17 protein-coding genes are annotated in these 24041 nt (G+C 63.8%); 11 read left to right on the top strand and 6 right to left on the bottom strand.

The window, feature by feature from the left end; translation table 11 throughout:
- Window positions 1-213: 213 nt before the first annotated feature.
- Both CV770_RS26580 and CV770_RS26575 read left to right on the top strand, forming a co-directional pair.
- Window positions 214-1005: an ABC transporter substrate-binding protein gene (locus CV770_RS26580; protein WP_104464466.1), complete on the top strand. Its 792-nt coding sequence runs from the start codon at window positions 214-216 to the stop codon at window positions 1003-1005.
- A 13-nt stretch (window positions 1006-1018) separates the two neighbouring features.
- Window positions 1019-1537 carry a GNAT family N-acetyltransferase gene (locus CV770_RS26575; RefSeq protein WP_104464465.1) on the top strand — a complete coding sequence of 173 codons (519 nt, stop codon included), beginning with the start codon at window positions 1019-1021 and terminating at the stop codon, window positions 1535-1537.
- Between the two features lie 54 nt (window positions 1538-1591).
- Here CV770_RS26575 and CV770_RS26570 read toward each other — a convergent pair whose 3' ends face one another.
- From CV770_RS26570 to CV770_RS26555, 4 genes are all read right to left on the bottom strand, one after another.
- Entirely contained in the window at window positions 1592-2575 is a 984-nt protein-coding gene (locus tag CV770_RS26570) for an NAD-dependent epimerase/dehydratase family protein (RefSeq protein ID WP_104464464.1), read from the bottom strand.
- A gap of 66 nt (window positions 2576-2641) precedes the next feature.
- A complete protein-coding gene (locus tag CV770_RS26565; protein WP_104464463.1) occupies window positions 2642-3709 on the bottom strand; it encodes a hypothetical protein in 1068 nt (355 codons plus the stop codon).
- 89 nt (window positions 3710-3798) lie between these two features.
- Window positions 3799-5289, bottom strand: a complete 1491-nt coding sequence (locus CV770_RS26560; RefSeq protein ID WP_104464462.1) for a flavin-containing monooxygenase — start codon at window positions 5287-5289, stop codon at window positions 3799-3801.
- A gap of 109 nt (window positions 5290-5398) precedes the next feature.
- Window positions 5399-5863: a cupin domain-containing protein gene (locus CV770_RS26555; protein ID WP_091966329.1), complete on the bottom strand. Its 465-nt coding sequence runs from the start codon at window positions 5861-5863 to the stop codon at window positions 5399-5401.
- Window positions 5864-6053: 190 nt separating this feature from the next.
- Between CV770_RS26555 and CV770_RS26550 the strand changes: the two genes are divergently transcribed.
- Entirely contained in the window at window positions 6054-7079 is a 1026-nt protein-coding gene (locus CV770_RS26550; protein ID WP_104464461.1) for an AraC family transcriptional regulator, read from the top strand.
- 10 nt (window positions 7080-7089) lie between these two features.
- Here CV770_RS26550 and CV770_RS26545 read toward each other — a convergent pair whose 3' ends face one another.
- Complete coding sequence (locus CV770_RS26545; protein ID WP_104464460.1) at window positions 7090-8955, bottom strand: ATP-binding protein; 1866 nt, start codon at window positions 8953-8955, stop codon at window positions 7090-7092.
- A gap of 231 nt (window positions 8956-9186) precedes the next feature.
- Here CV770_RS26545 and CV770_RS26540 point away from each other — a divergent pair, with 231 nt between their 5' ends.
- The 7 genes from CV770_RS26540 (at window position 9187) to CV770_RS26505 (ending at window position 21937) form a co-directional block, all read left to right on the top strand.
- Window positions 9187-10515, top strand: coding sequence for an NAD(P)/FAD-dependent oxidoreductase (locus CV770_RS26540; RefSeq protein ID WP_091966326.1), 1329 nt, complete (start codon window positions 9187-9189; stop codon window positions 10513-10515).
- Window positions 10516-10523: 8 nt separating this feature from the next.
- Window positions 10524-11450, top strand: a complete 927-nt coding sequence (locus tag CV770_RS26535) for a 2-hydroxyacid dehydrogenase (RefSeq protein ID WP_104464459.1) — start codon at window positions 10524-10526, stop codon at window positions 11448-11450.
- 469 nt (window positions 11451-11919) lie between these two features.
- Window positions 11920-12435: a hypothetical protein gene (locus CV770_RS26525; RefSeq protein ID WP_104464458.1), complete on the top strand. Its 516-nt coding sequence runs from the start codon at window positions 11920-11922 to the stop codon at window positions 12433-12435.
- Window positions 12436-12757: 322 nt separating this feature from the next.
- A complete protein-coding gene (locus tag CV770_RS26520; protein ID WP_201760051.1) occupies window positions 12758-16087 on the top strand; it encodes an adenylate/guanylate cyclase domain-containing protein in 3330 nt (1109 codons plus the stop codon).
- A gap of 308 nt (window positions 16088-16395) precedes the next feature.
- A complete protein-coding gene (locus CV770_RS26515; protein ID WP_245453868.1) occupies window positions 16396-17676 on the top strand; it encodes an HlyD family secretion protein in 1281 nt (426 codons plus the stop codon).
- Between the two features lie 12 nt (window positions 17677-17688).
- On the top strand, window positions 17689-19881 hold the full coding sequence (locus tag CV770_RS26510; protein WP_104464456.1) for a glycosyltransferase: 2193 nt from the start codon (window positions 17689-17691) through the stop codon (window positions 19879-19881).
- Between the two features lie 226 nt (window positions 19882-20107).
- Window positions 20108-21937, top strand: coding sequence for a diguanylate cyclase domain-containing protein (locus CV770_RS26505; protein WP_502693614.1), 1830 nt, complete (start codon window positions 20108-20110; stop codon window positions 21935-21937).
- Between the two features lie 29 nt (window positions 21938-21966).
- Here CV770_RS26505 and CV770_RS26500 read toward each other — a convergent pair whose 3' ends face one another.
- Window positions 21967-23190, bottom strand: a complete 1224-nt coding sequence (locus CV770_RS26500) for a polyhydroxyalkanoate depolymerase (RefSeq protein ID WP_104464455.1) — start codon at window positions 23188-23190, stop codon at window positions 21967-21969.
- A gap of 159 nt (window positions 23191-23349) precedes the next feature.
- On the opposite strand from CV770_RS26500, the gene CV770_RS26495 reads away from it, so the two are divergent.
- The gene (locus tag CV770_RS26495) at window positions 23350-24006 is read left to right on the top strand and encodes a glutathione S-transferase family protein (RefSeq protein ID WP_104464454.1); all 657 of its coding nucleotides are present in this window, start codon (window positions 23350-23352) and stop codon (window positions 24004-24006) included.
- Window positions 24007-24041 lie beyond the last annotated feature (35 nt).

The raw sequence follows: 24041 nt of genomic DNA, 5'->3' as shown, positions 1-24041 counted from the left end.
GGCAGGCTATCAACAAATGTCCGGCCGTGGAACACCATAGCCATGGCAGTCGCCGGCCTTGCGCTGCACAGGGCGGTGTGGCCTTTGACAGATTTGTCATGACAAACCGCTTTTCACCGAGCGCACGATCGACCAGAATTGTGTCAAAGACCGTGTGACGCTGCGCGAGCCAGCCGGGTAGAAGCCAAGAAGAAAAGGTGAGGAGAACATGACATGCCCACGTCCCTCCGCTCGGGCCTTGCCGGCCTCGTTCTCGCAGCGATGGTCGCGATGCCGGCGCTAGCAGACGGTGTGAAGGACGAGATCGCGCCGACCGGCAAGCTGCGGGTCGCGATCGCGATCAGCCCCGCAGGCGGCGCATTCTGGTCGACCAAGACCGAAGCCGGCTATGCCGGCGTTCCCGTCGATCTCGGCAAGGCGATGGCCGCCCAGCTCGGCGTCCCCGTCGAATATGTCGTGCACCAGAACTCCGGACAGATCACCGACGCGGCGTCAAAAGGCACCTGGGACGTCACGTGGCTGCCCAAGGATCCCGAGCGCGAGACCAAGATGCTGTTCGGCCCGATCTACGAGGTCGCGGACGCCACCTATATCGTCAAGCCCGGCTCCGCCGTCACAAACTTTGCCACGCTCGACCAACCAGGCATCAAGGTCGCCGCCGTCAACGCCACCACCACCATGCGCGGCGCGATCGCGCATCTGAAGCATGCGAAAGTCACCGGCTATCAGACCTATGACGAGATCTTCGGCCTGCTCAAGAGCGGCGAGATCGACGCCTTCGCGCTGTCCCGCGATCAGCTCAACAAGATGGCGCAGAAGATTCCGGGGACAAAGGTGCTGGACGAGACCTTCAAGAAGACGGTGACCGCCGTCGCCGTGCCGCTCGGCCATGAGCAGGCATTGGCCTTCGTCACCAAATTCATGACCGAGGCCACGACCAACGGCACGCTGCGCAAGGCCTATGACGACAACGGCCTGAAGGATTCGCAGATCCGGACGGAGTAATGCGCGCGGCTCCATGACAAGAGAGATTCAGATTCGCGCCTTCTCACCGCCCGATGCAGTTCCTGTGCGGGAGCTGTTCATCCGGGTAAATCGCCTGTTGGCGCCGGCGCGCTTGGAGGAGGCGTTTGAAAGATACATTAGCCGCTCGCTCGCAGAGGAGATAGATCGGCTCTCCGATTATTATTCGAGCCGGAATGGCGGTTTTTGGGTCGCTGTTGATGGCGACGAAATCGTGGGCATGTTTGGACTAGAGGCCCTTGGCGAGCATGCGATGGAGTTACGGCGCATGTACGTTGCTCCCGCCGCGCGGCGCCGCGGTATCGCGCGAAAGATGCTGGCGTTTGCCGAGCAGGAGTGCCGTCGCCGCGTTCGTCTGCAATTGCAGCTGAGTACGTCTGAGCTCCAGGAGGATGCGCTGGCGCTGTATCGTAATGCGGGATACGAGAACGTGCGCGAAGAGATCGCCGATGCCTCCAGCAACAAGACACTGGGCGGCGGCGTTCGCCGCTACCATTTCACCAAGCGACTTTGAGGCGGATTTCTTCGCCTTCCCGAAGACGCTGACAGACAGCTACAGGCCGGAGACTTAGGTCACTCTTTCCGCGTGCCACGCGGCGAGCACGTCCTTCTCTTCATCGCCAGTAAGCCCGACGACCGGGCCGCCACTGACGTGAAGCCAATGCAGCGTGTCGCGCGCGGTGTTTCCCGGTGGTCGCGAGGTCAGTCCGGCCTCGCGTGCCGGCGAGGTGTCGCGTGTCAGGAAGCCGGCGAAGTCGGGCAAAGGCAACCATATCGGCAATGACCGCGGACCAGCCCAACGCCGAACGTCGTGTGCCTCGAGAAACGCCCGATCGACCCAGGTGAATGTGCAGGATGCGTTCAGCGCCGATGCGCATTCGGCCAGGAACTCGCCGCGCGAGCGCACTGGTCCAATCCCGTCATAGATGCCGGTGAGGCGAACTTCCGCCGCATGCACGATCCATTGCGCGAGGTCGCGGACATCGATGAACTGGACGGCGTCGTCAGGCGGTCCCGGCGCCAGCACCTCGCCGCCGCGCGCGAGCCGCGCCGGCCAATAGGCGAAGCGCCCGGTCGGGTCCTCCGGCCCTGCGATCAGGCCGGCACGGCAGATGAAGGCATCGCCGCCGACCGCCTGTTCGCAGGCGACCTTGGCCGCGCCGTAAATGGCATCGGTGCTGTGCTCCAGATCCTCGGCCGCAGGCTCGCGCAATGGCGCCGTGTCGGCGCGTTGCCCCGGTATCCGATTGTCCGCATACACGCTGATGGTCGAGACGAAGGTCCAATGCACGCCCGGCCGCTTCAGCGCTGCGACCGCGCGGCGAACCTGGCCGGGATGACGCGAGACGTCGACGACAGCGTCGAACGTCGCGCCGGTCAGTGGCGCGAGACCATCAGCAACGTCGCGATCGATCCGCACAAAGCGCGCGCCCGGTGCGATCGGCCCCGCAAGACCGCGGGCCGCGCAGGTCACGTCGTGGCCGGCAGCACAGGCATGGGCCGCAATCGCTCGCCCGAGAAACTGGCTGCCGCCGAGGATTAAAATGCGCATGCGATCGCCCTTCTGCCGATCTGGCGCCGGGAGCCTACGACGTCCGGTAGCATTTGCAACCGATCGTCAGCGCGGCTTGATCTCCGCGTATTTCGCCATCGCCTTCTCGAACTTGCGGTTGAACAGCCACATTGCCGCGAGGATCTCGCGGTAACTGGCCGAGCTGCGCGCCCGGTCGGCCTGTCCGAACGCGAAGATGCTGTTGTTGCGCAGATGCTTCATGATCGTCGGGCTGGACACCCGGTAGTTCAGGAGGTCGCCCGACTTCAGCGCCGATCTCGTCGGCGTCGGCACGATCTGGATCAGCTCGAACAGCTTCATCTGGTCGATCGGGTCGGGCAGCGTCTTCACGATTTGTGGGATCTCACGGAACACATCCGCATGTGCGTTCATCAGCCCGTCGCGCACGTTGGTCCAGTGATTGAAGCGGTGATCTGTGCCGTGGGCCCGCGCCTCTTCCTTGTCGTCGCGCGCGCTTAAGGCCGGATCGATCGCCGCGATCTCGCCCTTGATGGTCTCCCACTTCCTGCGGCCGTTGCGGTCCTCGGACGGGCCGGTCTGGAAGCTGCCCATATAGGTGTTCGAGCGTCCGTTGCGAACGTTCTGCTTGCCGTTGGTCTCGGCAAAGAACAGCCCGAGGCTGATGCGCCCCGCGGCGTCGGCGTGGGCGGGCGCAAGCCCCTTGGCGCGCGCGATCACTGTCGCGAGATCGACGACGTCCTTGAACGGCGTCGGCGAATTTTGCGCGCCGGCGGGCGGCGCCTCCATGACGTCAAACAGCTTCGAATATTCGTCGATCAGCGGCTCGATCTCGGCATCGAAATAGGCCGGAGGAATCTCGAACTTGTTGGGCCGGCCGATCCGCGACGGCATGGCGTCGGTGAGATCCTTGTAAGAACTGATCACGGCGACGCGGGCGAGGTAGAGCGCCTGTCCCGGTAGGTTGGGCAGCGGCTGCTTCGCCTCGATCTGGCGCCGCCGCTCGGCGAGGATCGATTTGAACTCGGCGAGAGCCTTGTCATAGGTGGCGACCGCCTCGGATTGGCGAGGCGTGAGCGCGCGCTGTTGTCCGACGGCGGGCGCCGCGACGAAGTAGGCAACAGCCGCAAGGGCGGCAAGACGTCTGGATCCCATGGCCGGTTCCTGTCGATTCGATGGCCAGGGAGATCGTAAGCATTGGAGGGATGGGCTGGCGAGATGCAAATCCCGCTCAGCCAGAATTCTTATGCCGCCCGGTAGTCCGGCGCCGTCGCCAGGAATTTCGCATAGGCATCCGCATCCGGCGGCTGGAAATGTCCGGCGACCCCGCCACGCTTCTGGTTCTTCGCGCCGATGTCGGCCATCAGCTCGTCGAAATGGCGGTAGTGATAGGGCGCGACGCAGAGGCCGCCATAGACGCCCGCGGCCGGCCGCTCGACGCGTTTGAAGTGCAGCATCATCTCGATGTTGTCGTGCATCGCCTGCGCCGTCGGCTGGTTGGCGAGCTGGCCGTCGGCATAGCGTACCAGCCAGTTCGCGGCGAGGTCGGCGCAGAGCACGGTGCAGAACGACGAGTTGAAGCCGACGAAGCCGAGTTCGGGTAGGTCAGGGTTGGCGATCAGGCGGTAGAGCCGGTATTGCCCGTCGGCATCGACCAGCTTCTGCTTGTAAGCCGCGGGCAGGAACGGCACGCCGAGCTTGTAGCCGATCGCGAGCACCGCGACGTCGGCACTGATGCGCTCGCCGCCGCTCATCACGATGCTGTCGCCGTTATAATGGTCGAACGTGCCGAACACCGCCTTGATGCGGCCGTCGGCGACCATCGGATAGAAGCCCGGCGTTGCGATCGGCACCGAGCAATTGACGCCGTCCTCGATCCGCTCCTTCGGCACCATCTTGCAGCGGCCGAGCTTGAGCTGCGCCTTGAGCAGACTCTCCAGCCCGCGCCAGTTCGCCCAGACCAGCGGCGCGGCGATGCGGTGCGCGAGCCGCGTCATCGCGCCGATGCCCCAGCCCGGAAACATCTCCTCCTGCGCGCGGATGTAGAGGATGCGCTTGAAGTTCACGAGCCCGCCGATGAAATAGGGAATGCGCCAGACCGGCTCGCGCATCACGATGGTGACCTCGCGCGCGCCCGATTTCACCGCGTTCACGGCGATGTCGGTCGCCGATTTCGAGCCGCCGAGCACGACGATTCGGCGTCCTTTCGCCAGCGTGGGATCGCCGTATTTCGACGAATGCAGGATCTGGCCGCCCTGTGCCAGGAAGCCGTCCTCGCCCGGGCAATGCAGCTCGCGCGGCTCGTTGAACTGGCCGGTGCAGACCGCGACGAAATCGAAATCCTCGCTCGTGCTCGTGCCGTGCTTGTCCTTCAGCGCGAGCGTCCAGCCGGGCTTGCCGTCGGTGCGGCGCGCCATGCCGGCGACCTCGGTGCCGAGGCGCAGCATGCGGTCGAGACCGAAACTCTTGGCGTAGTCGGCAAGATAAGCATGCACCTGCGGCCCGGTCGGCCATTCCGGATAGGCGTCCGGCATGGCGCGATCGGTGTAGCGGTAGAGCTCCTTCGGGCTCTGGGTCTGCACGTCAGGATAGGAGCGCGCCGGCTCCCAGACGCCGCCGAGATCGGTACTTCGCTCGACGATGGTGACGCGGTGGCCGCGGCTGGAGAACGCCTTGGCGGCGGCAAGGCCGGAGACGCCGGCGCCGATCACGCAGACATGCTTGGGGCTGACCATGGGTTTGCTCGCAATCAATGTGTTTTCCGCGCGCAAGCGGCCTCGTTCGGCCGCAAGGCGCGGCCGGCGGACCTGCAAGCAGATGAAAGTGGACGGGGAGGCGGGTTGCCTAGTCGTTAGCCTCGGGCGGCAGGAAGTCGACCTCATGCAGCGCCGAGATGCGCACGACTTCGGCAGGGTCGGTCAGATTGTGCAGCTGGTTGAACAGCGCCTCCAGCTTCTGCATCGGCGAGACCCAGAACAGCGCGCGGCACGGCTTGTCGGACTTGTTGAAATAGCCGTGCGGGATGCCGCGCGGCATGCGCACGAGGTCGCCGGCATGGGCCTTGACCCATTTGCCGTCGAGCTTGAGGTCGAGCGTGCCCTCCTGCACCAGGATGAACTCGTCCTGGGTCGGATGGATGTGCACCGGTACGAACTGGCCAGGATCGCTGTTGGTCTCGAACGCGAAGGTGGAGTCGGTGACGGCCTTGGGGAAGTAGACCTGGCCCAGAATGTTCCAGCTCTTGCCGCCGTAGCCCGTGCCAGCGGTGGTAATGCCCTTTTCGAGTGCAGTCTTTTCAGGTGCAGTCATGGCGCGCTCCCAATGGATTCCGGCGAGGATGGAGCTTCAGTCAACAATGGGTCGCCTGTCTATCCGCTAAACGAATCCGCGAAGCGCCTGTTGCCGTGCAGCATGACGATTTTTGCCGACGCCGCCCTTTTCGCGTCCGGGGAACTATTATAGGCTTAAAGCAATCCCCTGACGCGAAGCGTGGTCGACCATGTCCGCAGCCGTGCTGGAAATGAGCGCAAGGATGCCCGCGGCCGATCGGCTCGCGGACTTCGCCCGCGTCACCACCGACGATGTCGACGAAGCGGCCGAGCAGATCGGGCGCATCTTCTGCCCGCACGATCTCAAGCCGGCACAGGCGCGCGCCACCGGCTTCTCCGCCCGGCACAATTGCGCCGCCTTCGACGGCTTTTCCATCAATTACGTCGCCTATGGCGGATCGGTCGGCATCGATCCCGGCTGCCTCGAGCGCTTCTTCCTGGTGCAGGTCCCGCTCACGGGCACGGCCTACATTCGCGCCGGCACGACCGAGCTCGACGCCGCGCCGGAGCGGACGGCGTCGCTGCTGTCGCCGACGATCCCGACCCGGATGATGTGGCGCGACTGCGCGCAGGCGATCCTGCTGTTTGACCGCCGCATGGTCGAGCAGCGCGCCGCGGCGCTGTCGGGCGGGGCGTCAGGCACGGTCGAGTTCGATCCCGTGATCGATTTGGAGGCGCCGTCCGGGCGGGCTTTGCGAGGCAGCCTTGCCGAACTGATGATGCTCGCCGAACGTCTCGGCCCCTCCGGCAGGCTGTCGGCGGTCGCGATGGCCGATTGGCGGGAGCTGCTGCTGGATCATCTGCTCAACGGCCAGCGCCATGGCCTGTCGGATTCGATTCAAACGTTCTCGGGGCGAGCCGAGCGGCTGCCGCGCGCGCTCCGCACTGCGCGGGACCATCTTGCGGACAATGCCGGCGAGCCGCTCGATCTTATGCAGCTCGCCTGCGCCTCCGGCATCGGCATCCGCGCGCTCCAGCTCGGCTTCCGCCGTCACTTCGGCCTGTCGATCTCGCGGATGCTGCTCGACATGCGCCTCGCCGGTCTGCACGCCCGCCTGGCGCAGGCCGCGCCCGATGCCTCCATCACCGACATCGCCTTCGATCTCGGCTTCACCCATCTCAGCCGCATGGCCGGCGCCTACCGCGAAAAATTCGGCGAGACGCCGTCGGCGACGCTGCGGCGAAGGATGAGCTAGCGGGAGAGAGCTATTTCCGCGGCCGCGTCGAGCCGTTGTCTTCCGCCGCCTGTTTGCGCAGGAACGCCTCGACATCCGCCTGCACCGAATAGGGCGTCGGGATCGCGTCGCCGACGGAATCGACGGCAGTGTCGAGGCAGCGACGCAGCATGCGGGCGAGCTCGGCCTTGCGGTAGGGCTTTCTCAGCAGCGGGGCGCCCATCGTCGCGCGTCCCTGCGCATGCAGCGAATCGTAGGCGTAGCCCGACGTGAACAGAACCCGCAGGGAAGGGCGCGCCGCCACCATCTGCTCGGCGAGCTCGCGTCCGTTCATACCGCCAGCCATCACGATGTCGGTGAAGAGCAGGTCGAACGGCTTGCCTTCGGCCGCAATCGCGAGCGCCTCGGTCGCATTGGCGGCCGGGATGACCTTGTAGCCGAGGCCTTCGAGCTGGACCGTGACGTATTGGCGGACGTCGCGGTCGTCTTCGACGCAGAGGACGGTTTCCTTGCCCCCGACGATCTTGCGGTCGTCATAGCCGGTCGGGCGCAGCGCGCTCGCCTCCGCCTTCGGCAAATAGAGCGTGAAGATCGTGCCGCGGCCTTCTTCGGAGGCGACCTTGATGCCGCCGCCGGACTGCTTGACGAAACCGAACACCATGCTGAGGCCGAGCCCCGTGCCCTTGCCGACCTCCTTGGTGGAGAAGAACGGATCGAAGATCCGCTCCAGGATGGCCTGGGGAATGCCGGTGCCGGTGTCGGCAATCTCGATCTCGACATAGTCGCCGGCATAGCCGGCGCCGACCGCGACGGCCTCACGCACGCCGAACACGACGTTGCGCGTCGTCAGCGTCAGTCTGCTGCCGTCCAGCATGGCGTCGCGCGCGTTGATCGCGAGGTTGAGCAGGGCCGAGCTCAACTGGCCGCGGTCGGCGTAGGCAAGCCAGACGTTGCGGTCGAGCCTGGTGACGATCTCGATCTTCTTGTCGAAGGTCGCCAGCAGCAGCTTTGCGAGCTCTTCCAACAGCTCGTTGACGTCGATCTCGGCCGGCTGCAGCGCCTGCTTGCGGGCAAAGGACAACAGGCTCGAGGTCAGCGCGGCGCCGCGGTCGGCGGCCTCGCTGATCAGCTTGGTGATGGTCGCAAGCGGCGGGTTGTCCCTGACGGCGTCGGCCAGGATCTCGATCGTGCCTGTGATCACCGTGAGCATGTTGTTGAATTCATGCGCGATACCGCCGGTGAGCTGCCCGACCGCCTCCATCTTCTGGGACTGGACCAGTTGCTCCTCGGCCGCGCGCTTCTGGGTGATGTCCCGGACGAAGGTGTTGATGAGGGTGCGCCCTGCGAGCCGCATGACCGTGCTGGAGGCCTCGGCCAGGATCCGGTCACCGTTCCGGTGGATCAGGGTGAGCTCGAAGCGCAGGCCGGCCGGCGCATCCGACAATTCCGGAACGAGCCGCGCCATGCGCTGCCTGAAGGCGGCGCGCAGCGGCTCGGCGACGATGAGATCGACGACGTCGGCGCCGAGCGCCTCCTGGCGCGTCCATCCGGTCAGGGCCTCGGCCTGAAAGCTCCACTCCAGCACGGCGCCGCTGTCGTCGATCTGGATGAAGGCATCGAGCGCGGTCTTGATGACGGCTTGCATCATCTGCGCGCTGTCGCTGCGTGCTCGCGCGTCTTCCGCCGATCGTCCGGCGGCGCGCTTGTCCTCCGAGGTCTCGATCGCGCGCGTGCAGAGGTGCACGAGCAGCGCGGCAACGGCGGCGCTTGCGATTAGGGCTGCGATCTGGGCCATGCCGAACCCGGGTCCGGCCACGGCATAGGAGGCGAGGAGGGCCGCCGCGGTCACCACGACCTGTGCGGCCATCGCGAGTGTCAGAAGCCCCCTGAGTTTCATGGTCTCCCACCAAAGAAGACTACCGCATCGGCCGCCCGGTCCCGGGTGCCGCTTTGATGTGAGCTACAGACTCCGCGCGGCGGCGTCGAGGGGCAATTTGCGGTGGTGTTAGCCTTTCTTCGGCCTCAACCTGCGGGCGAATCGGTCTGGCGCGAAGGGCGCGCATACAAGCAATGCGATTGACAGCTGTACTGAGGCGTGATCGTTCGAACTGAACTCCAGGAGTGCCCCATGTCCCCGCCACTCAACCGTATCAACAGCGACGAACGCCTGCCGCAGCAGGTCGATGTCGTCGTCATCGGCGGCGGCGTCATCGGTGTCTCCGCGGCCTATCATCTGGCGAAGAAGGGCCTTTCGGTCGCGCTGGTCGAGAAGGGCCATGTCGGCGGCGAACAGTCGAGCCGCAATTGGGGCTGGTGCCGCCAGCAGGGCCGCGCGCGTGAGGAGATCCCGCTCGCCCGCGAGGCGCTGCTTCTGTGGGAGGACATGCAGAACGACGCCGGCGTCGATGCAGGCTTCCGCCGCACCGGCGTGTTGTTCCTGACCAAGAGCAAGGACGAGCTTGCGAGCTGGGAGCGCTGGGCCGCGGTCGCGCGCGAGATGCAGGTCCACTCGACCGTCCTGACGCCGGCCGAGGTCGCCGAGCGCATGCCGGGCAATACCGACACCTGGGTCGGCGGGCTGCATACGCCGAGCGACGGCCGCGCCGAACCGTCGATGGCCGTGCCTGCGCTCGCCACCGCCGCGCGAAAACACGGCGTCACCATCCATCAGGACTGCGCCGCGCGCGGGCTGGAGACTTCAGCCGGTCGCGTCAGCGCCGTCGTCACCGAGAAGGGCACCATCCGCACCCAGTCCGTGCTGCTGTCGGGCGGCGCGTGGTCGTCGCTGTTCTGTCGCCGTCACGGCATCGAGCTGCCGATCGGTCTCGTCAATGCGACGGCCTGCCGGACCACGCCGGGACCGGAGATCACCTCGGGCGCGCTGGGCACCGATCTCTACTGCGTCCGCCGCCGCCTTGACGGCGGCTTTACGCTGGCGTTGCGCAACCGCGGCACGGTGGAGCTGTCGCCCGATTTGTTCCGCTATGCGCGCACGTTCTGGCCGACCTATCTGCATCGCAAGAATGGACTGAAGCTGTCGTTGGGCAAGTCCTTCTTCGACCAGATCGTGCGCGGCACCAGCTGGAGCTTTGACAAGCCGTCGCCATTCGAGACCGAGCGCGTGCGCGATCCAGAGCCTGACATGTCACTGGTCAATGCGGCGCTGGCCTCGCTGATCAAGGCCAACCCTGAACTCAAGGACATCGAGATCGCGGAAGCCTGGGGCGGCACGATCGACTGCACGCCGGACACGATTCCCGTGATCTCGCCGGTCGACGCGCTGCCGGGCTTCTTCCTCGCCACCGGATTTTCCGGCCACGGCTTTGGCATCGGCCCCGCCGCCGGCAAGCTCGCCGCCGACATCGTGACCGGCACCACGCCGCTGGTCGATCCCGCCGCCTACAGCCACAAGCGCATGATCGACGGCCGCCGGCTCGCGCCGGTCAGTCCGTTCTGAGGGCTCGCATGACGGTTCTCTACAAGGCCAACATGGTTCGCGGTGCCGAATGGGCGCGCTTCTTCGCGGAGCGCGCGCCCGACATCCCGTTCCGGCTCTGGCCTGACATCGGCGACCCCGCTGATATCCGCTATCTCGTGGCGTGGGTGCCGCCCGACGACATCGCGACGAGGTTCCCCAATCTCGAGCTGGTCTTCTCGGTCGGCGCGGGAGTGGATCAGTTCGACGCCACAAAGGTCCCGGCGCACATTCCCCTGGTCCGCATGCTGGAGCCCGGCATCGCCGAGACCATGGTGGAGTATGTCACCATGGCCGTGCTCGGTCTGCATCGCGACCTCCTGAACTTCATCGATCAGCAGAAGCAGCAGGTCTGGCGCGAGATCCGGATCACGCCGGCGAAACGGCGGCGTGTCGGCGTGATGGGGCTTGGCCAGCTCGGCCAGGCCGTGCTCGAACGCCTCAAGGTGTTCGGCTTTCCGCTGTCGGGGTGGAATCGCTCGGCGCGGGAGATCGAGGGCGTGACCTGCTATGCAGGTGCGGATGCGCTTCCGGCGTTTCTTTCGCAGGCCGACATTCTCGTTTGTCTGCTTCCGCTGACCGACGAGACCCGCGGCATCCTCAACGCGCATTTGTTCGCGCGCCTGCCGCGCGGTGCGTCCCTCGTCAACGTCGGACGCGGCCCGCATCTCGTTGAAGCCGACTTCCTCGCGGCGCTCGACAGCGGTGCGCTATCAGGCGCGGTGCTCGATGTCACCGAACCCGAGCCGCTGCCTGAGGGACATCCGTTCTGGCGCCATCCCCGCATCCTGCTGACGCCGCACAATGCCAGCATGACGACGCCGGACACGGCCGTCGATTTCGTGCTCGATGTCATCGACCGTCACCGCCGCGGCGAGGCGTTGCCGGGGCGTGTCGATCGCAGCCGCGGTTACTGAGGGCGTGATGGTGTTGAGAACATCGGTGTAGCCACGAGCTCCTCTTACCTCTCCCGCATGCGGGAGAGGTCGGCGCGCAGCGTCGGGTGAGGGTTCTCTCCTCTTGGGGGTTGCGGGGGAGGGTTGGCGCGACGATGAGGACTTGTCCTCCTGAAATCGTGACTGGATGGAGCGAGAGGGAACTGCGGCATGTGAACCGCCTCATATTCCATCACTCTCTTTTCGAGCTATCACTCCTCCAAGAAATTGCCGCACCCGGAGCCAACTGACAGACACGGGTGAGATGCAAATGCCTGCGAAGCCGCGTGCTCGCAGCTTTGGATTGGCTCTCGTTTTGGTCACGAGCAAGCCAACCCCCATCACTCAGCACAGATCTTTCAGAAATTGGAATCGAGGACATCGCGAAACGCGTCCACGCAGCTCCTATTCGGGGTCGGCCGGTAGGCTGCTACTTAGTAAGGAGTACCCAATGAAGACAAGCAACGCGGCACCCAGCGCATTTTCCCTGACAAGGTACGCCGGCCATCTTCGGATCGCCCGTTCCAGTCTGATCAAGTCGGCCCATCTTCTTGAAAGAATTGGGCTTGCAGCCGTCGGGGCCTCCTGCGGCCTCTATGTGGGTGCGGCCTTGTTGCGTCAGAAGGGCGGACTTTTTGAAAGCGGCTGGATCGTGCTGCTGACGATGCTCTACGGAGCTCTCAGCTATTATGTCGGAATTGATTTGTCTCGTACGATCGCTCGGAGGTCGATTTCGAGTACCTCCGAAGAATACGACGGCTCCGAGATGGTTGAGATCATGAGTGCGGCCGGAACGTTCGGCGCAGCGATTGCAGCAGCTCTGTCCGTCAGCATCCTTGTCCTTGATCAAACCCTCCCCAATGGCCTCGTAGCCTTTGTCGCCGGCTGCTGGGTGATTGGCTCTTCGCTTCAAGTCGCGGCGGGAACGATGGCGCGTAACTACGAAGTGCCCGACAACAAGGATTAAAGATAATTGTGCTCACGGAAAAACGTCTGCTTGGCGTCGTGATGTGAGCACAAGCCCGGTACCGGGATTAGGCGTCAGGCCTGAAGGCGAGTGACTGACGACTCATCGCAACTTCTGTCGTCCAATGCGGCGTGCAGACGATTTTTGGTAGCGCAGCCGCTCGCATCAAACAATGTCCCAGCGTGGAAGCGGTATCGGTACTGAGCAACCTAAGTTATCGCGCAACAAACAAGACGTGCCATCATGGTGGCATTGGGATATTGTCCCTGCGCGCCGTGGTCCAAAATTCTGCTAACCGCCAACCACACGATCGGTGGAGCCAATGCAGATTGCGGAGTGGCTCGAGAAGCTGGGGCTTGGGCAATACGCAGAGCGTTTTGCCCAAAATGGGATCGACATGGGCGTCCTTCCCGAGCTGATGGTCGAGGACTTCGACAAGCTCGGAGTCCTGCTCGGGCATCGCCGCAAAATGCTGCGTGCGATTGCCGACCTTGATCCAGCCGCGCTGATCGCATCGCCGACTCCTCCTCACGACGCCGAGCGTCGCCACCTCACTGTCATGTTTTGCGATCTGGTCGGCTCGACTGCGCTCTCCGCGCGTCTCGATCCCGAGGATATGTGGGAAGTGATCCGGGCTTACCGCGCCGCCTGCGGGCGCGTCGTTGCTGCTTATGACGGCAGGATAGCCAGGTTCGTCGGCGACGGAATACTCGTCTATTTCGGCTATCCGCGCGCCCACGAAGATGATGCGGAGCGCGCAGTGCGAGCCGGCCTTGACACTATCTCCGCGGTTCGCCAGCTCAAGATGGGCGCCGACGAACGGGTTGAACTGCGGATCGCAATCGCGACCGGGCTTGTGGTGGTCGGCGACCTCATCAGCGGAGATGCGTCAGAGGAGCACGCAACCGTCGGCGATACACCAAACCTCGCTGCCCGGCTCCAGAGCCTGGCGGAACCGGGGGCGGTCGTCGTTGCTTCGTCGACGCGGCGGCTGCTTGGCGATCTCTTCACGTTTCGCAATCTCGGCCGCCGCGAGGTCAAGGGGATAGCCGAACCGATCGCGGTCTGGGCGGTGGAAGGAGCGACCTCATCGGAAAGTCGCTTCGAGGCGGTCCGCGCCGCGCGCTCGATCGGCTTTGTCGGCCGCAAGGACGAGATCGAGTTCATTCTCTCGCGCCAGCGGGAGGCATGGCAGGGCCAGGGCCAGATCGTATTGATTTCCGGCGAAGCGGGCATCGGCAAGTCGCGCATCGTGGCAATGCTGTCCGAGAGCCCCTCGTTGGGGACGCACCGTCGCGTGCGATATCAGTGTTCGCCTTACCACACCAACAGCGCACTTCATCCCTTTGTCGCGCAGCTCGAGCGCGCCGCCGGAGTTCGCTCGCACGACACGCCAGAACAAAAGCTCGACAAGCTCGAGGCGATGCTGGCAATAGGAACCCGGCAAGTCGCCCGGGCCACGCCGCTCATTGCGGCTCTGCTCTCGATTCCGACCGGCGACCATTGCCCGCCACTCGGCTTGAGCCCGGCCCAGCAGAGGCGACAGACATTTGCCGCCCTTCTCGATCAGCTCGAGGGATTGGCGCGAGACCAGCCTCTGCTGATCATCTGCGAGGATATGCATTGGGCCGATGCGACGACACTTGAACTGTTCGATCTCGCGGTCGATCGGATCAGGGGCCTGCAGATACTCGTGCTCTTGACGTCCCGGCCGGAGTTCGAGCCCTCCTGGTCGGGCCTTGCCAATGTCAGTCTGTTGCGGCTCGACCGGCTCGATCGGCAGGACACGCGCGCGCTGGTCGAGCAGGTGGTCGTCGGTCGCGAGCTGCCACGCGAAATGATGAAGCAAATCATCGACAAGACCGATGGCATACCGCTATTCGTCGAAGAGTTGACCAAGATGGTGCTGGAGTCCGGGCTGCTCGTCGAAGATGCCGGGCGCTACCGCCTGAATAGTCCGCTCCCGCCGCTTGCTATCCCCGCGACGCTGCAGGATTCGCTGATGGCGCGGCTCGACCGGCTCGCTCCGGTCAAGGAGGTGGCGCAGATAGGCGCCGCCATTGGCCGTGACTTCTCGTACGCACTGCTGAAAACCGTGGCGGGACGCGACGATCTGACGCTGAACGCTGCGTTGGGACAACTTGAAGAGGCCGAACTGCTGTTGCGTCGTGGCACGCCGCCCGAAGCAAATTACAGTTTCAAGCACGCCCTTGTTCAGGAGGCGGCCTACGAGAGTCTGCTCAAGAGCAAACGGCAGCTGCTTCATACCCGCATTGGCGATGTCCTGCGCGAGAAGTTTCCAGCCGTCGCCGAGACCGAACCGGAAGTTCTGGCGCACCACTTCACTGAGGCGGGGCTGAGCGAGGTGGCCCTCGAATGGTGGCGTAAGGCGGGCCAGCAGGCGTTGAAACGCTCGGCCTATTCCGAGGCGATCGCGCATCTCGGCAAGGCCATTGCGACCGCCGATCAGTTGCCTGATGATTCCCGCCGGATCATGAGCAGGCTGCATCTCCAAATCGCATATGGCCGTGCCTTGCGGGGCAGCCTCGGCCACAGCGCTCCAGAGACGGTCGCGGCATGGACGCGTGCGCGCCAGTTCGCAGCCGACATCGATGATCCCGTTGAGCTTGCGCCGGTGCAGTCGGGGCTCTTCAATGCCTGCCTGACCCACGGCGAACTCGCTCCGATGCGGGAGCTGGCGGACGCCATCAGGAGCGCCGCTGACCGACGACCGGACTCGCCGGTGGCCGCCGTCGTCGCCCATTGGACGGGCGGCGTCACCTGCTGGTTCGAGGGCGATTACTTGAATGCGAGAACGCATCTCGAGCGGGCGCTGGGGATCTATGGTGCCGAACCGGATCCCGCGACCTTCAGGGCGTCTGCGCTGGATCTGCCGTTCGTGATCATGAGATTTCTTGCCCTGGTGCTCTGGCCGCTCGGTAGCACCGCTCGTGCGCGCAAGCTGGCCGCGGAAGCGGTGGGTGCTCCGGGCGAAAAACGGGCGTTGTCCCAGGCCAATGCACTGGTTCATCGCGCTGTGTTCGACGGGGTATGCGGGGGCATGTTGCAGCAAACAGAGACGATCCTGGCGCTCGGTCTCGCGCGCGACCACACGATGCCGCTGTACGTGGCCGCGGGCACCTACCTGAATGGCCTCGCCAAGTGGCGTGCCGGCGACCGAATGGCCGGACTGGCGGACATGCGTCACGGCTGGGCCTTCCTGCACGAGAACGACTGCTACCTCTGCGAACCGTTCTGGGGGATGCACGTCGCCCTGGCGAATGCAGAGGTGGGCGAAGTCGGGACCGGGCTGGAAATCCTGGACGAATCGATCGCCGGGACGGGACAATCCGGCCAGCATTGGCTCGATGCTGAGCTGCATCGTGTCCGCGGTAAACTTGTATCGCGCCATGATCCTTCGGACGAATCCAGTGCCGAAGAAGCCTTCAAGCGAGCGCTGGACATCGCGCGACACCAGCAGACCAGGACTTTCGAGCTGCGGGGCGCCCTTGAACTTGCACGCCTGTACAAGACAAATGGCCGAGCTGGTGCGGTCTCTGAAGTGCTCACTCCTGTGCTCGCTGAATTCGATGCGGAGCGAAATCTTCCCGAAGTCCTGGCAGCGAGAGAGCTGCTTGGGAATAGGCGTTAGCCGCGCCGTCATTCGATCGGCGCAAGCGCCGCGCCGGCTTCAGCCGGAATGGGGCGATATCTCGATCCTTTATTCGGCAGCCGTAGTTATCCGGTTTTGACACGGCTTAACCTGTTGTGGTGAATCCTAGGTATGCTTCTCGTGGTTGCGAAGGCGAGTCTGCCGCGGCGGCGAATCCTGATTTCGGCTGGCGGCAATGTTGTTGGATTGCTCCTTGCCTCAAGGCGCAGACTTCATCCCAACGCCCGGCGATTGGCTTGCCTTCGCTGCGGCAGGCGCAGCGACCAAAGCCCATTGGAGATCCAGTCGTGGTTCGTTTGCACGTCGAACGTTTCATTCGCAGCCGGGGTGTTCGTCGAGCCCTGGCGCTAGGGATCATCGCGCTGAGCGGATGGGCCCTGTTGCCGTATGTGACCTACCGAATCGCTCCCTCCGCCTTTGTCAATGCCGAGCTCATGCGGGTGACTGCACCGTTCGCGGGTCAGCTCTCGCCTGATCTTCCACGCAAGGGCGAATATTTCCAGCAGAGTCGGGTGGTGCCGATGGTCGGGGCGCGTTCGCCGGATCGCCGACACCTCATGGACCTCGATCAGCAGCTTGCCGTGTCCACCAAACGCGCCGAGCTCGCACGTCGGCAACTCGAGGAAATCGCCGGGCTCGATGGCAAGCTCCGCGAGCGCAGCGAGGACTATCGTTTGGGGATGGTCGCGCGCCTGAGCCACGAAATCGGCGAAACGGAGGTTGAAAAAGGCGGCTGTCTCGCCGAGGCGCGGCAGCGGAACGATGTCGCGGGCCGGATGGAGAAGCTCGTGAAGCTCGGCATCAGTTCGCAGATCCGCTCCGGCGAGGCCCAAGCCTCGCAGGAGGCAACCGCAACGCGGTGCCGGATGGCCGATGAACGCCTGCAGCGCCTCAAGACCGAGTTGGGGGCGGCCGAGAAAGGTCTTTATCTTCGTGGCGATGCCAATGACGTGCCCTACTCGCAGCAGCAACGCGAGCGACTGGTTCTCCGCCGCCAGGAGCTCGAGACGGACGAGTTGCAAAACAGCTCACGTTCTGCGCAACTGGCCGCGGAAATCGTCGAGGAGCGCGCTCGGCTTGATCGTCTCGATCACTACGATCTGTCGTTGCCTGCCGCCCATGTCGTCTGGTCGGTCGCGGCCAGCCCGGGCTCGATGGTCACGGAAGGGCAATCGGTCCTCGATTTTGCAGACTGCCAACGCCGATTCATTGTCGTTGAACTGCCCGAGCGCGATTTCGAGAAGATCAAGGCCGGAGATGCGGCTACCGTCCGCCTGATTGGGAGCGGCGAATGGAAGACCGGCCTGGTCCGGCAAGTCCGCGGATCGGCTGCTTACGCCGACGATCGACTGCTTGCGGCTCGGGTGCCGCGGCCTGATCCGGGCAACATTACCGTTGAGATATCGCTTCCCCCCAACGAAACGTGGGCCGAGCGCAATGGCTCCTGCGATATCGGACGACTGGCCGAAGTGCGCTTCGAGCGCAGAGCCGACGGCTTGCTACGATTGGTCAGCTCGAAGTTGAAATGGCTGACGGCGCGCCTGGAGCTCGACCAGTCGTCCCTGTGAGCGAGGTGTTCCATGCAGGCCATGACTCTGTCTCTCTCTCAGCTGTTCGCGCCGATGGTGGGGATTTTTGCGGCGATGTACCTGTTGGCGCCGACCTTTCCAGTCGCGCGCCCTTGGGCACGTGTCGCGGTCTTTGTCGCGGTTTGGCTTGTCGTGGCTCGCTATCTCGAATGGCGCATTTTTACCACGGTGCTGCCTGCAACCGGGACTTGGTATCAGGTTTACTGGATCTGGTTCTGTCTCTTCGTTGAGCTACTGACCTTCACGGATCAGTTTATTCTTTATCTGATTTTCCTTCGCAGGACCGATCGCCGCAGCGAGGCAGATCAGCACGAGCGTCGGCTTCGCAGCCTGCCGCATGATGAGCTGCCATCGGTCGACGTCCTTATTCCAACCTTTGACGAGCCGTTCGAGGTGTTGGAAAAGACGATCACCGGCGCGTTGTGTCTGGACTATCCAAACTTCCAGGTCTGGGTTCTGGATGATGGTCGCCGGCCTTGGCTCAAGAAACTCTGCGAGGAAAAGGGTGCCGGGTATCTCACGCGCGCCGACAATTTGAATGCCAAGGCCGGCAATATCAATCATGCGCTGACGCAGACGAGCGGCGAGTTCTTTGCGATCTTTGACGCGGACTTCGTGCCGCAGTGCAAATTCCTGATGCGCACGATCGGCTTCTTCGCGGATCCAAAGATCGGAATCGTTCAGATCCCGCACACCTTTTACAACGAGGATCCGATGCAGGCGAATCTCGGCCTGCACAGGGGATTGCCGGACGAACAACGGTTCTTCTTTGATTCCATCATGCCCGCGCGCGACGGCTGGGATGGTGCCTTTTGTTGTGGTTCCAACTCCGTCACGCGTCGTGCAGCACTTCGCGTGGTTGGGGATGCCTTGCCAACCCAGTCCATTACCGAAGACATTCTGCTGACGCTGGTCCTGCTGCGCAAAGGGTACATCACCCGTTATCTCAACGAGCCCATGGCGATTGGATTGGCGCCGGAAAGCCTTGACGCGTTTTTCGTGCAACGGCAACGCTGGGCGCGTGGCGCGATCCAGACTCTGTATCTCTCCGCCGGCCCGCTCGGCCCCGGACTGGGCTTGATGCATCGGCTCCTGTTCTTTCCGACTCATTGGCTCTCATTGGGCTTGCGGGCGCTCATGGTCGTGGTGGTTCCGATCGTGTTCATGTGGACCGGTCTAGCGCCTGTCGTCGACGTCACCCCCGAGGCGGTCTTCTTTTACTTGTTCCCCGCGATCCTGGCGCTCAACGGCGGCATCTCTTGGTTTGCGCCGCACGTGCACTTTCCGCTCGCCGCTCAGGTGTCGGCGACGATCCAGAGCTTCAAGATTCTGCCGACGGTGCTCGGAACTCTCGTCAAGCCGACGGGACATGCGTTCAAGGTGACGCCCAAGGGAACTGCCGCGCGGTGCGCAAGCTACGCCGCGGAGATATTCTGGCCGTCGGCGGCGCTGATGGCGTTGACGGTTGTCGGCCTGGTTCTGAACACCATCCCGGAATGGCGGATGATCGATCATCCGGCCGCTTTACCGATGGTCGCCTTCTGGTCGGTGGTGAACGTCGTCGTGCTCTTCTTCGTCTGCATGACCTCGCTGCAGGCTCGGATGGGACGCGCCGAGGAGCGTTTCGACGTCGATGAATCGGTCTTGATCGAGACTGGGGCCGGCGAACGGCTTTCTGGGCGCGTGAGCAACATCTCCCTCTCTGGCGCTGGCGTTCTGCTCGGCTCCGGCATTGACTCTCCCGGCGCTGGAGAACCGCTGCGCGTGCACATCATGCAGGTGGGCTGGATCGACGCGATGATTGTACAACAACGAGGCCGGCTGGTCGGGATGCAGTTCCATTTGCCGCAATCGCTTGAACGAGACCTGCTGATTCGCAAGCTCTTTACCGTCGCCCGTTTGAAGGGGAACGGTCTCGTCGCATGCTCCGTGAACAGGGCGATGCTCAAGAACATCTGGTTAATGGCCATGCCGTTGCCTCAAATTGTTACAACTGGCGCGAAGCCCGCATCGCTTTCGCCGCCGATGCGTTTGCCGGCAGAGAGCCTGGTCATTCGGCCTCAACCGCGGATCGACGATCTGGCACATCTTGCCGGAGTCCGAAACCTGCATCCCGCCAGTTTCACTGAGCCTCACTTTGGCCGAGTGGCCGGCACGTTGAGCGAGGCCGTCAAGTCGGGCTGATTGCGGTGGTGTCCTTCTCGCCCGACCGGTCGATGGATTAGCCGCTCATCGATGCCGCCAGTCTTTCGGAGCCCTGCCAGAAACTCAACCGGAACGAGCAACTATCCCTTAGCCCAAGGCGTTTACAGGGTTGGGGTGGAGGGAACATCTCTTGATCGATCACCGGAGTGATGTTCGCCAGGGGCGTCTGACGTTCTGGGTCTCGGCATTCGTGGCGGTCGCCTGTATGGCGATTGTCGCGCTCAGCGGCTGGCGGGAATGGTCCTCGCGACTGGCGGTGCTGAAGGGTTCCGAAACGGACATGGCCAATCTGGCCCGGTCGCTGACGCAACACGCGGACGACACGTTCGAACTCGCGGATACCGTTCTGAATGTGCTGGTTGGTCAACTCGAACTGGAGGGAGCCGGGCCAACGGCAATCGCCAAGATTCAGACCTTTTTGACCCGACGCAAAGCCGCGAACCGGATCCGCGCCGTATTTATCTACGACGAGACCGGCCGCTGGCTCGCAACCAGCGAGCCAGTGGATTTCGCCCGTCTCAACAACAGCGACCGAGATTATTTCCAGCATCATCGTGCCGTGGCGGACCGGGGGACCTTCATTGGGAATCCGGTGAAGAGTCGATCGGGCGGGCAATGGATCATCACCGCGTCAAGGCGCTTCAATCATCCCGACCGCAGTTTTGCCGGAGTTGCCCTTACGACGATCGATGTCGACTATTTTCTAAAGTTTTATCGCGGGTTCGACGTTGGCCAGAACGGTTCAATCGCTCTGGCGACCGCGGGAGGCATTGTCCTCGCGCGTACCCCGGACAACGGATACACGGGCCGCGATCTGTCGAGTGCTCCGCTTTTCAAGACTATTCGCGAGCGGCCGGCTGCGGGCGTCTACTACTTCACGTCGCCTCTCGACGGCGTTCGGCGTCTGAGCTTCTATCAACTCAGCAGCCGCTACTCCGTTCTCCTCGTTGCTACGGAATCGGAAGATGACGTCTTGGCCCCCTGGCGCAGAGCCGCGCTGACGCGCATTGCCGCAGTCCTGGCGCTGACAGGTGGGCTCGGTGTTGCCGGGCTCTTTCTGGTGCGCCAGTTGCACCTACGGCAGAAGATGGCCGCTGCCCTGGTCGCCAAGGAGGCGGATTTTCGCCTCCTTGCAGAGCAGTCGGGAGACATGGTCATGCGCGTCGCAGTCGATGGACGGATCCTCTATGCGTCGCCGTCCACCGCTCGAATCCTTGGCTGGGCTCCGAACGAATTGATGGATACATCAGCCCTCGCCGGCATCAATCCCGCGGATCTGGCCCGGGTTGAGCAAACGCTCTCCGCATTGATGAACGGCGAAGCCGAGGAGGCGAGAATCACGTATCGCACCCGTCATCGTGAGAAGGAAGAGATCTGGGTCGAAAGTGCACTGCGCGTCACGAGGAGTGCGCAGAGTGGACACATCAACGGCGTGGTGGCGATCTCGCGCGACATGACCGAACGCAAGGATCTGGAGGATAGGCTGGCGGCTCTCGCCAGTTCGGACGGCCTGACGGCCTTGGCAAACCGCAGACACTTCGACGAGCGGCTGGAGGCGGAATGGGACCGGGCCAGGCGGGAAGGAACGCCTCTGTCACTGCTGCTGATGGACGTCGATCATTTCAAGAGCTTCAACGACCGGTACGGGCATCAAGCGGGCGATTCATGTCTCCGCTCAATCGCGGGGGTCCTGGCGCAGCAGGCCAGACGGCCGGCAGACGTGGCGGCCCGGTACGGTGGCGAGGAATTCGCCTTGCTGCTGCCGAATACCGACGCAGGAGGTTGCGAGCAGGTCGGCGAGCGAGTCCGGCAGGCGATTGAGGACCTCGGCATCCTGCACGCGCTCAACCCGTCATCCAGGCAGGTCACCCTCAGTATTGGTGGCGCCACACATAATTCGTTCGGCGACAAGGCGGATTGCACGTCGCTGATAGCGGCTGCGGATAAGGCGCTTTACGCCGCCAAGGAGGGCGGACGCAACCGCCTGGTGATGTCAGGGCAAGTCGTCGCGTGGCCCGGCTCGATACGGGCTTGAAGAGCAATTCCAGCTGCCGCGGCGTGGTGTCACGAATTCACGTGCACGAAATCCCGCAGCAGCGGATAGATCTCGTTGTTCCAGCGCCGGCCTGAGAATACGCCGTAATGGCCGACGCCGGCCTGCATGTGGTGGACGCGCCGATAGGCGCGCACGCCGGTGCAGAGGTCCTGCGCGGCGAGTGTCTGGCCGATCGAGCAGATGTCGTCCTTCTCGCCTTCGACCGTCATCAGCCCCATGCGGCCGACGGCCCGGGTGTTCACCGGGCGGCCGCGATGCATCAGTCTGCCTTGCGGCAACAGGTGCTCCTGGAACACGTCGCGCACAGTCTCGATGTAGAACTCGGCCGGCAGGTCCATCACGGCGAAATATTCGTCGTAGAAGGTCTTGATGGTCGCGGCCTTGTCCTTCTCGCCCTTGGCGATGTGGTTGGCGAGATCCATGTGCTGCTTGATGTGGCGCTCGAGGTTCATCGAGACGAAGGCGGTGAGCTGCACGAAGCCGGGATAGACTTTCCGCAAGGCGCCGCGGCACTGCATTGGCACGTAGTTGATCAGGTTCCGCTCGAACCATTCGATCGGCTTGCTCTTGGCGAAGTCGTTGACCCTGGTCGGCTGGATGCGGGTATCGATCGGCCCAGCCATCAGCGTCAGCGTCGCCGGGCGCGAGGGATGGTTGTCCTCGCACATGATCGCGGCGGCGGCGAGCGCCGACACCGACGGCTGGCAGATCGCCACCATGTGCGGGCGCGGGCCGAGCTGTCCGAGGAAATCGATCAGATGCTCGGTGTAGTCGTCGAGCCCGAAGCGGCCCTCGCTGCGCGGGATGTCGCGCGGATTGTGCCAGTCGGTGATGTAGACGTCGTGGTCCTGCAGCAGCGTCTGAACGGTGCCGCGCAGCAGCGTTGCGAAATGGCCGGACATCGGCGCCACCAGCAGCATGCGCGGCTGCTCCGTCACGCCGTCCTTCCTGAAGTGCAGCAGCGAGCCGAACGGTGTCGCGTAGGCGATCTCCTCGGTGACGGCGACTTCGCGATTGCCGACCATGACGCTGTCGATGCCGTAGGCCGGGCGATGATAGGTGAGGGTGGAGCGCGAGATCAGCTCCAGCGCCGCCGACAGCCGGCCGACGACCTGGTCCGACATGCCCTGCGGCACCAGATTGAGGAATCTGAGCGCGGACGAAGCCCCCGCGCGCCACGGCGCCGCCAGGTCCATCTGGTTCTGAAAAGCCTGATAATACATCGACATCATACTGAAGTGCCCACCTGTCCCCCCGTCTTGATGCAATATCGAAGCCAGATGGGGGCCGGACCGCCGGGAAAATTGGCACGTCGCTTGCTGCTCTTTGGGCGGGAAGGACGGGGCACGCACGCGCGGCAGTGCGCTCCCAGGCGTGAGGGAAGGGGCCATATGGCAAAGGCGACACTGACCATCAGCAGCAAGAACTACTCGTCCTGGTCGCTGCGCGGCTGGCTGCTGACGAAATTCTCCGGGCTCGATTTCGAGGAAATCGTCACCGCGCCGGACGATCCGTCGGCGCGCGCCGAAATCCTCTTGCTGTCGTCGTCGATCCTGGTGCCGTGTCTGCGGCACGACGGTGCGGTGGTGTGGGATACGCTGGCGATCGCCGAATACCTCAACGAGGCGATGCCGTCAGCCGGCCTGCTGCCTGATGATCGCGTGCAGCGCGCGCATTGCCGCTCAATCTGCGGCGAAATCCATTCCGGCTTCACCACCTTGCGCGCCTCGCTGCCGGTGAATCTGAAAGGACATTTCCCCGGCTTCAAGATCTGGTCGCGCGCGCAGGCCGACATCGACCGGGTCTGGTCGATCTGGCGCGACTGCCTGGAGAGGTCGGGCGGCCCGTTCCTGTTCGGCGAGCGGCGCACCATGGCGGATGCGATGTACGCGCCGGTGGTGACGCGCTTCGTCACCTATGACGTCAAGCTCGAGCCGCAGCTGAAGGCCTACGCCGACACCATCATGGCGATGGATGAGATGAAGGAATGGATCGCGGCGGCGAGGGAGGAGCCGGCCGAGATCGAGGAGCTCGAGGTCGAATATTAGGCAGGCAGCGCGAAGCCCTGCTCGTTTCGAGGGCG

The sequence above is a fragment of the Bradyrhizobium sp. AC87j1 genome, assembly GCF_002936975.1.
Taxonomy (GTDB): domain Bacteria; phylum Pseudomonadota; class Alphaproteobacteria; order Rhizobiales; family Xanthobacteraceae; genus Bradyrhizobium; species Bradyrhizobium shewense.
Note: the sequence above shows the minus strand (reverse complement) of the source record. Positions and strands in the feature narration are given on the sequence as shown.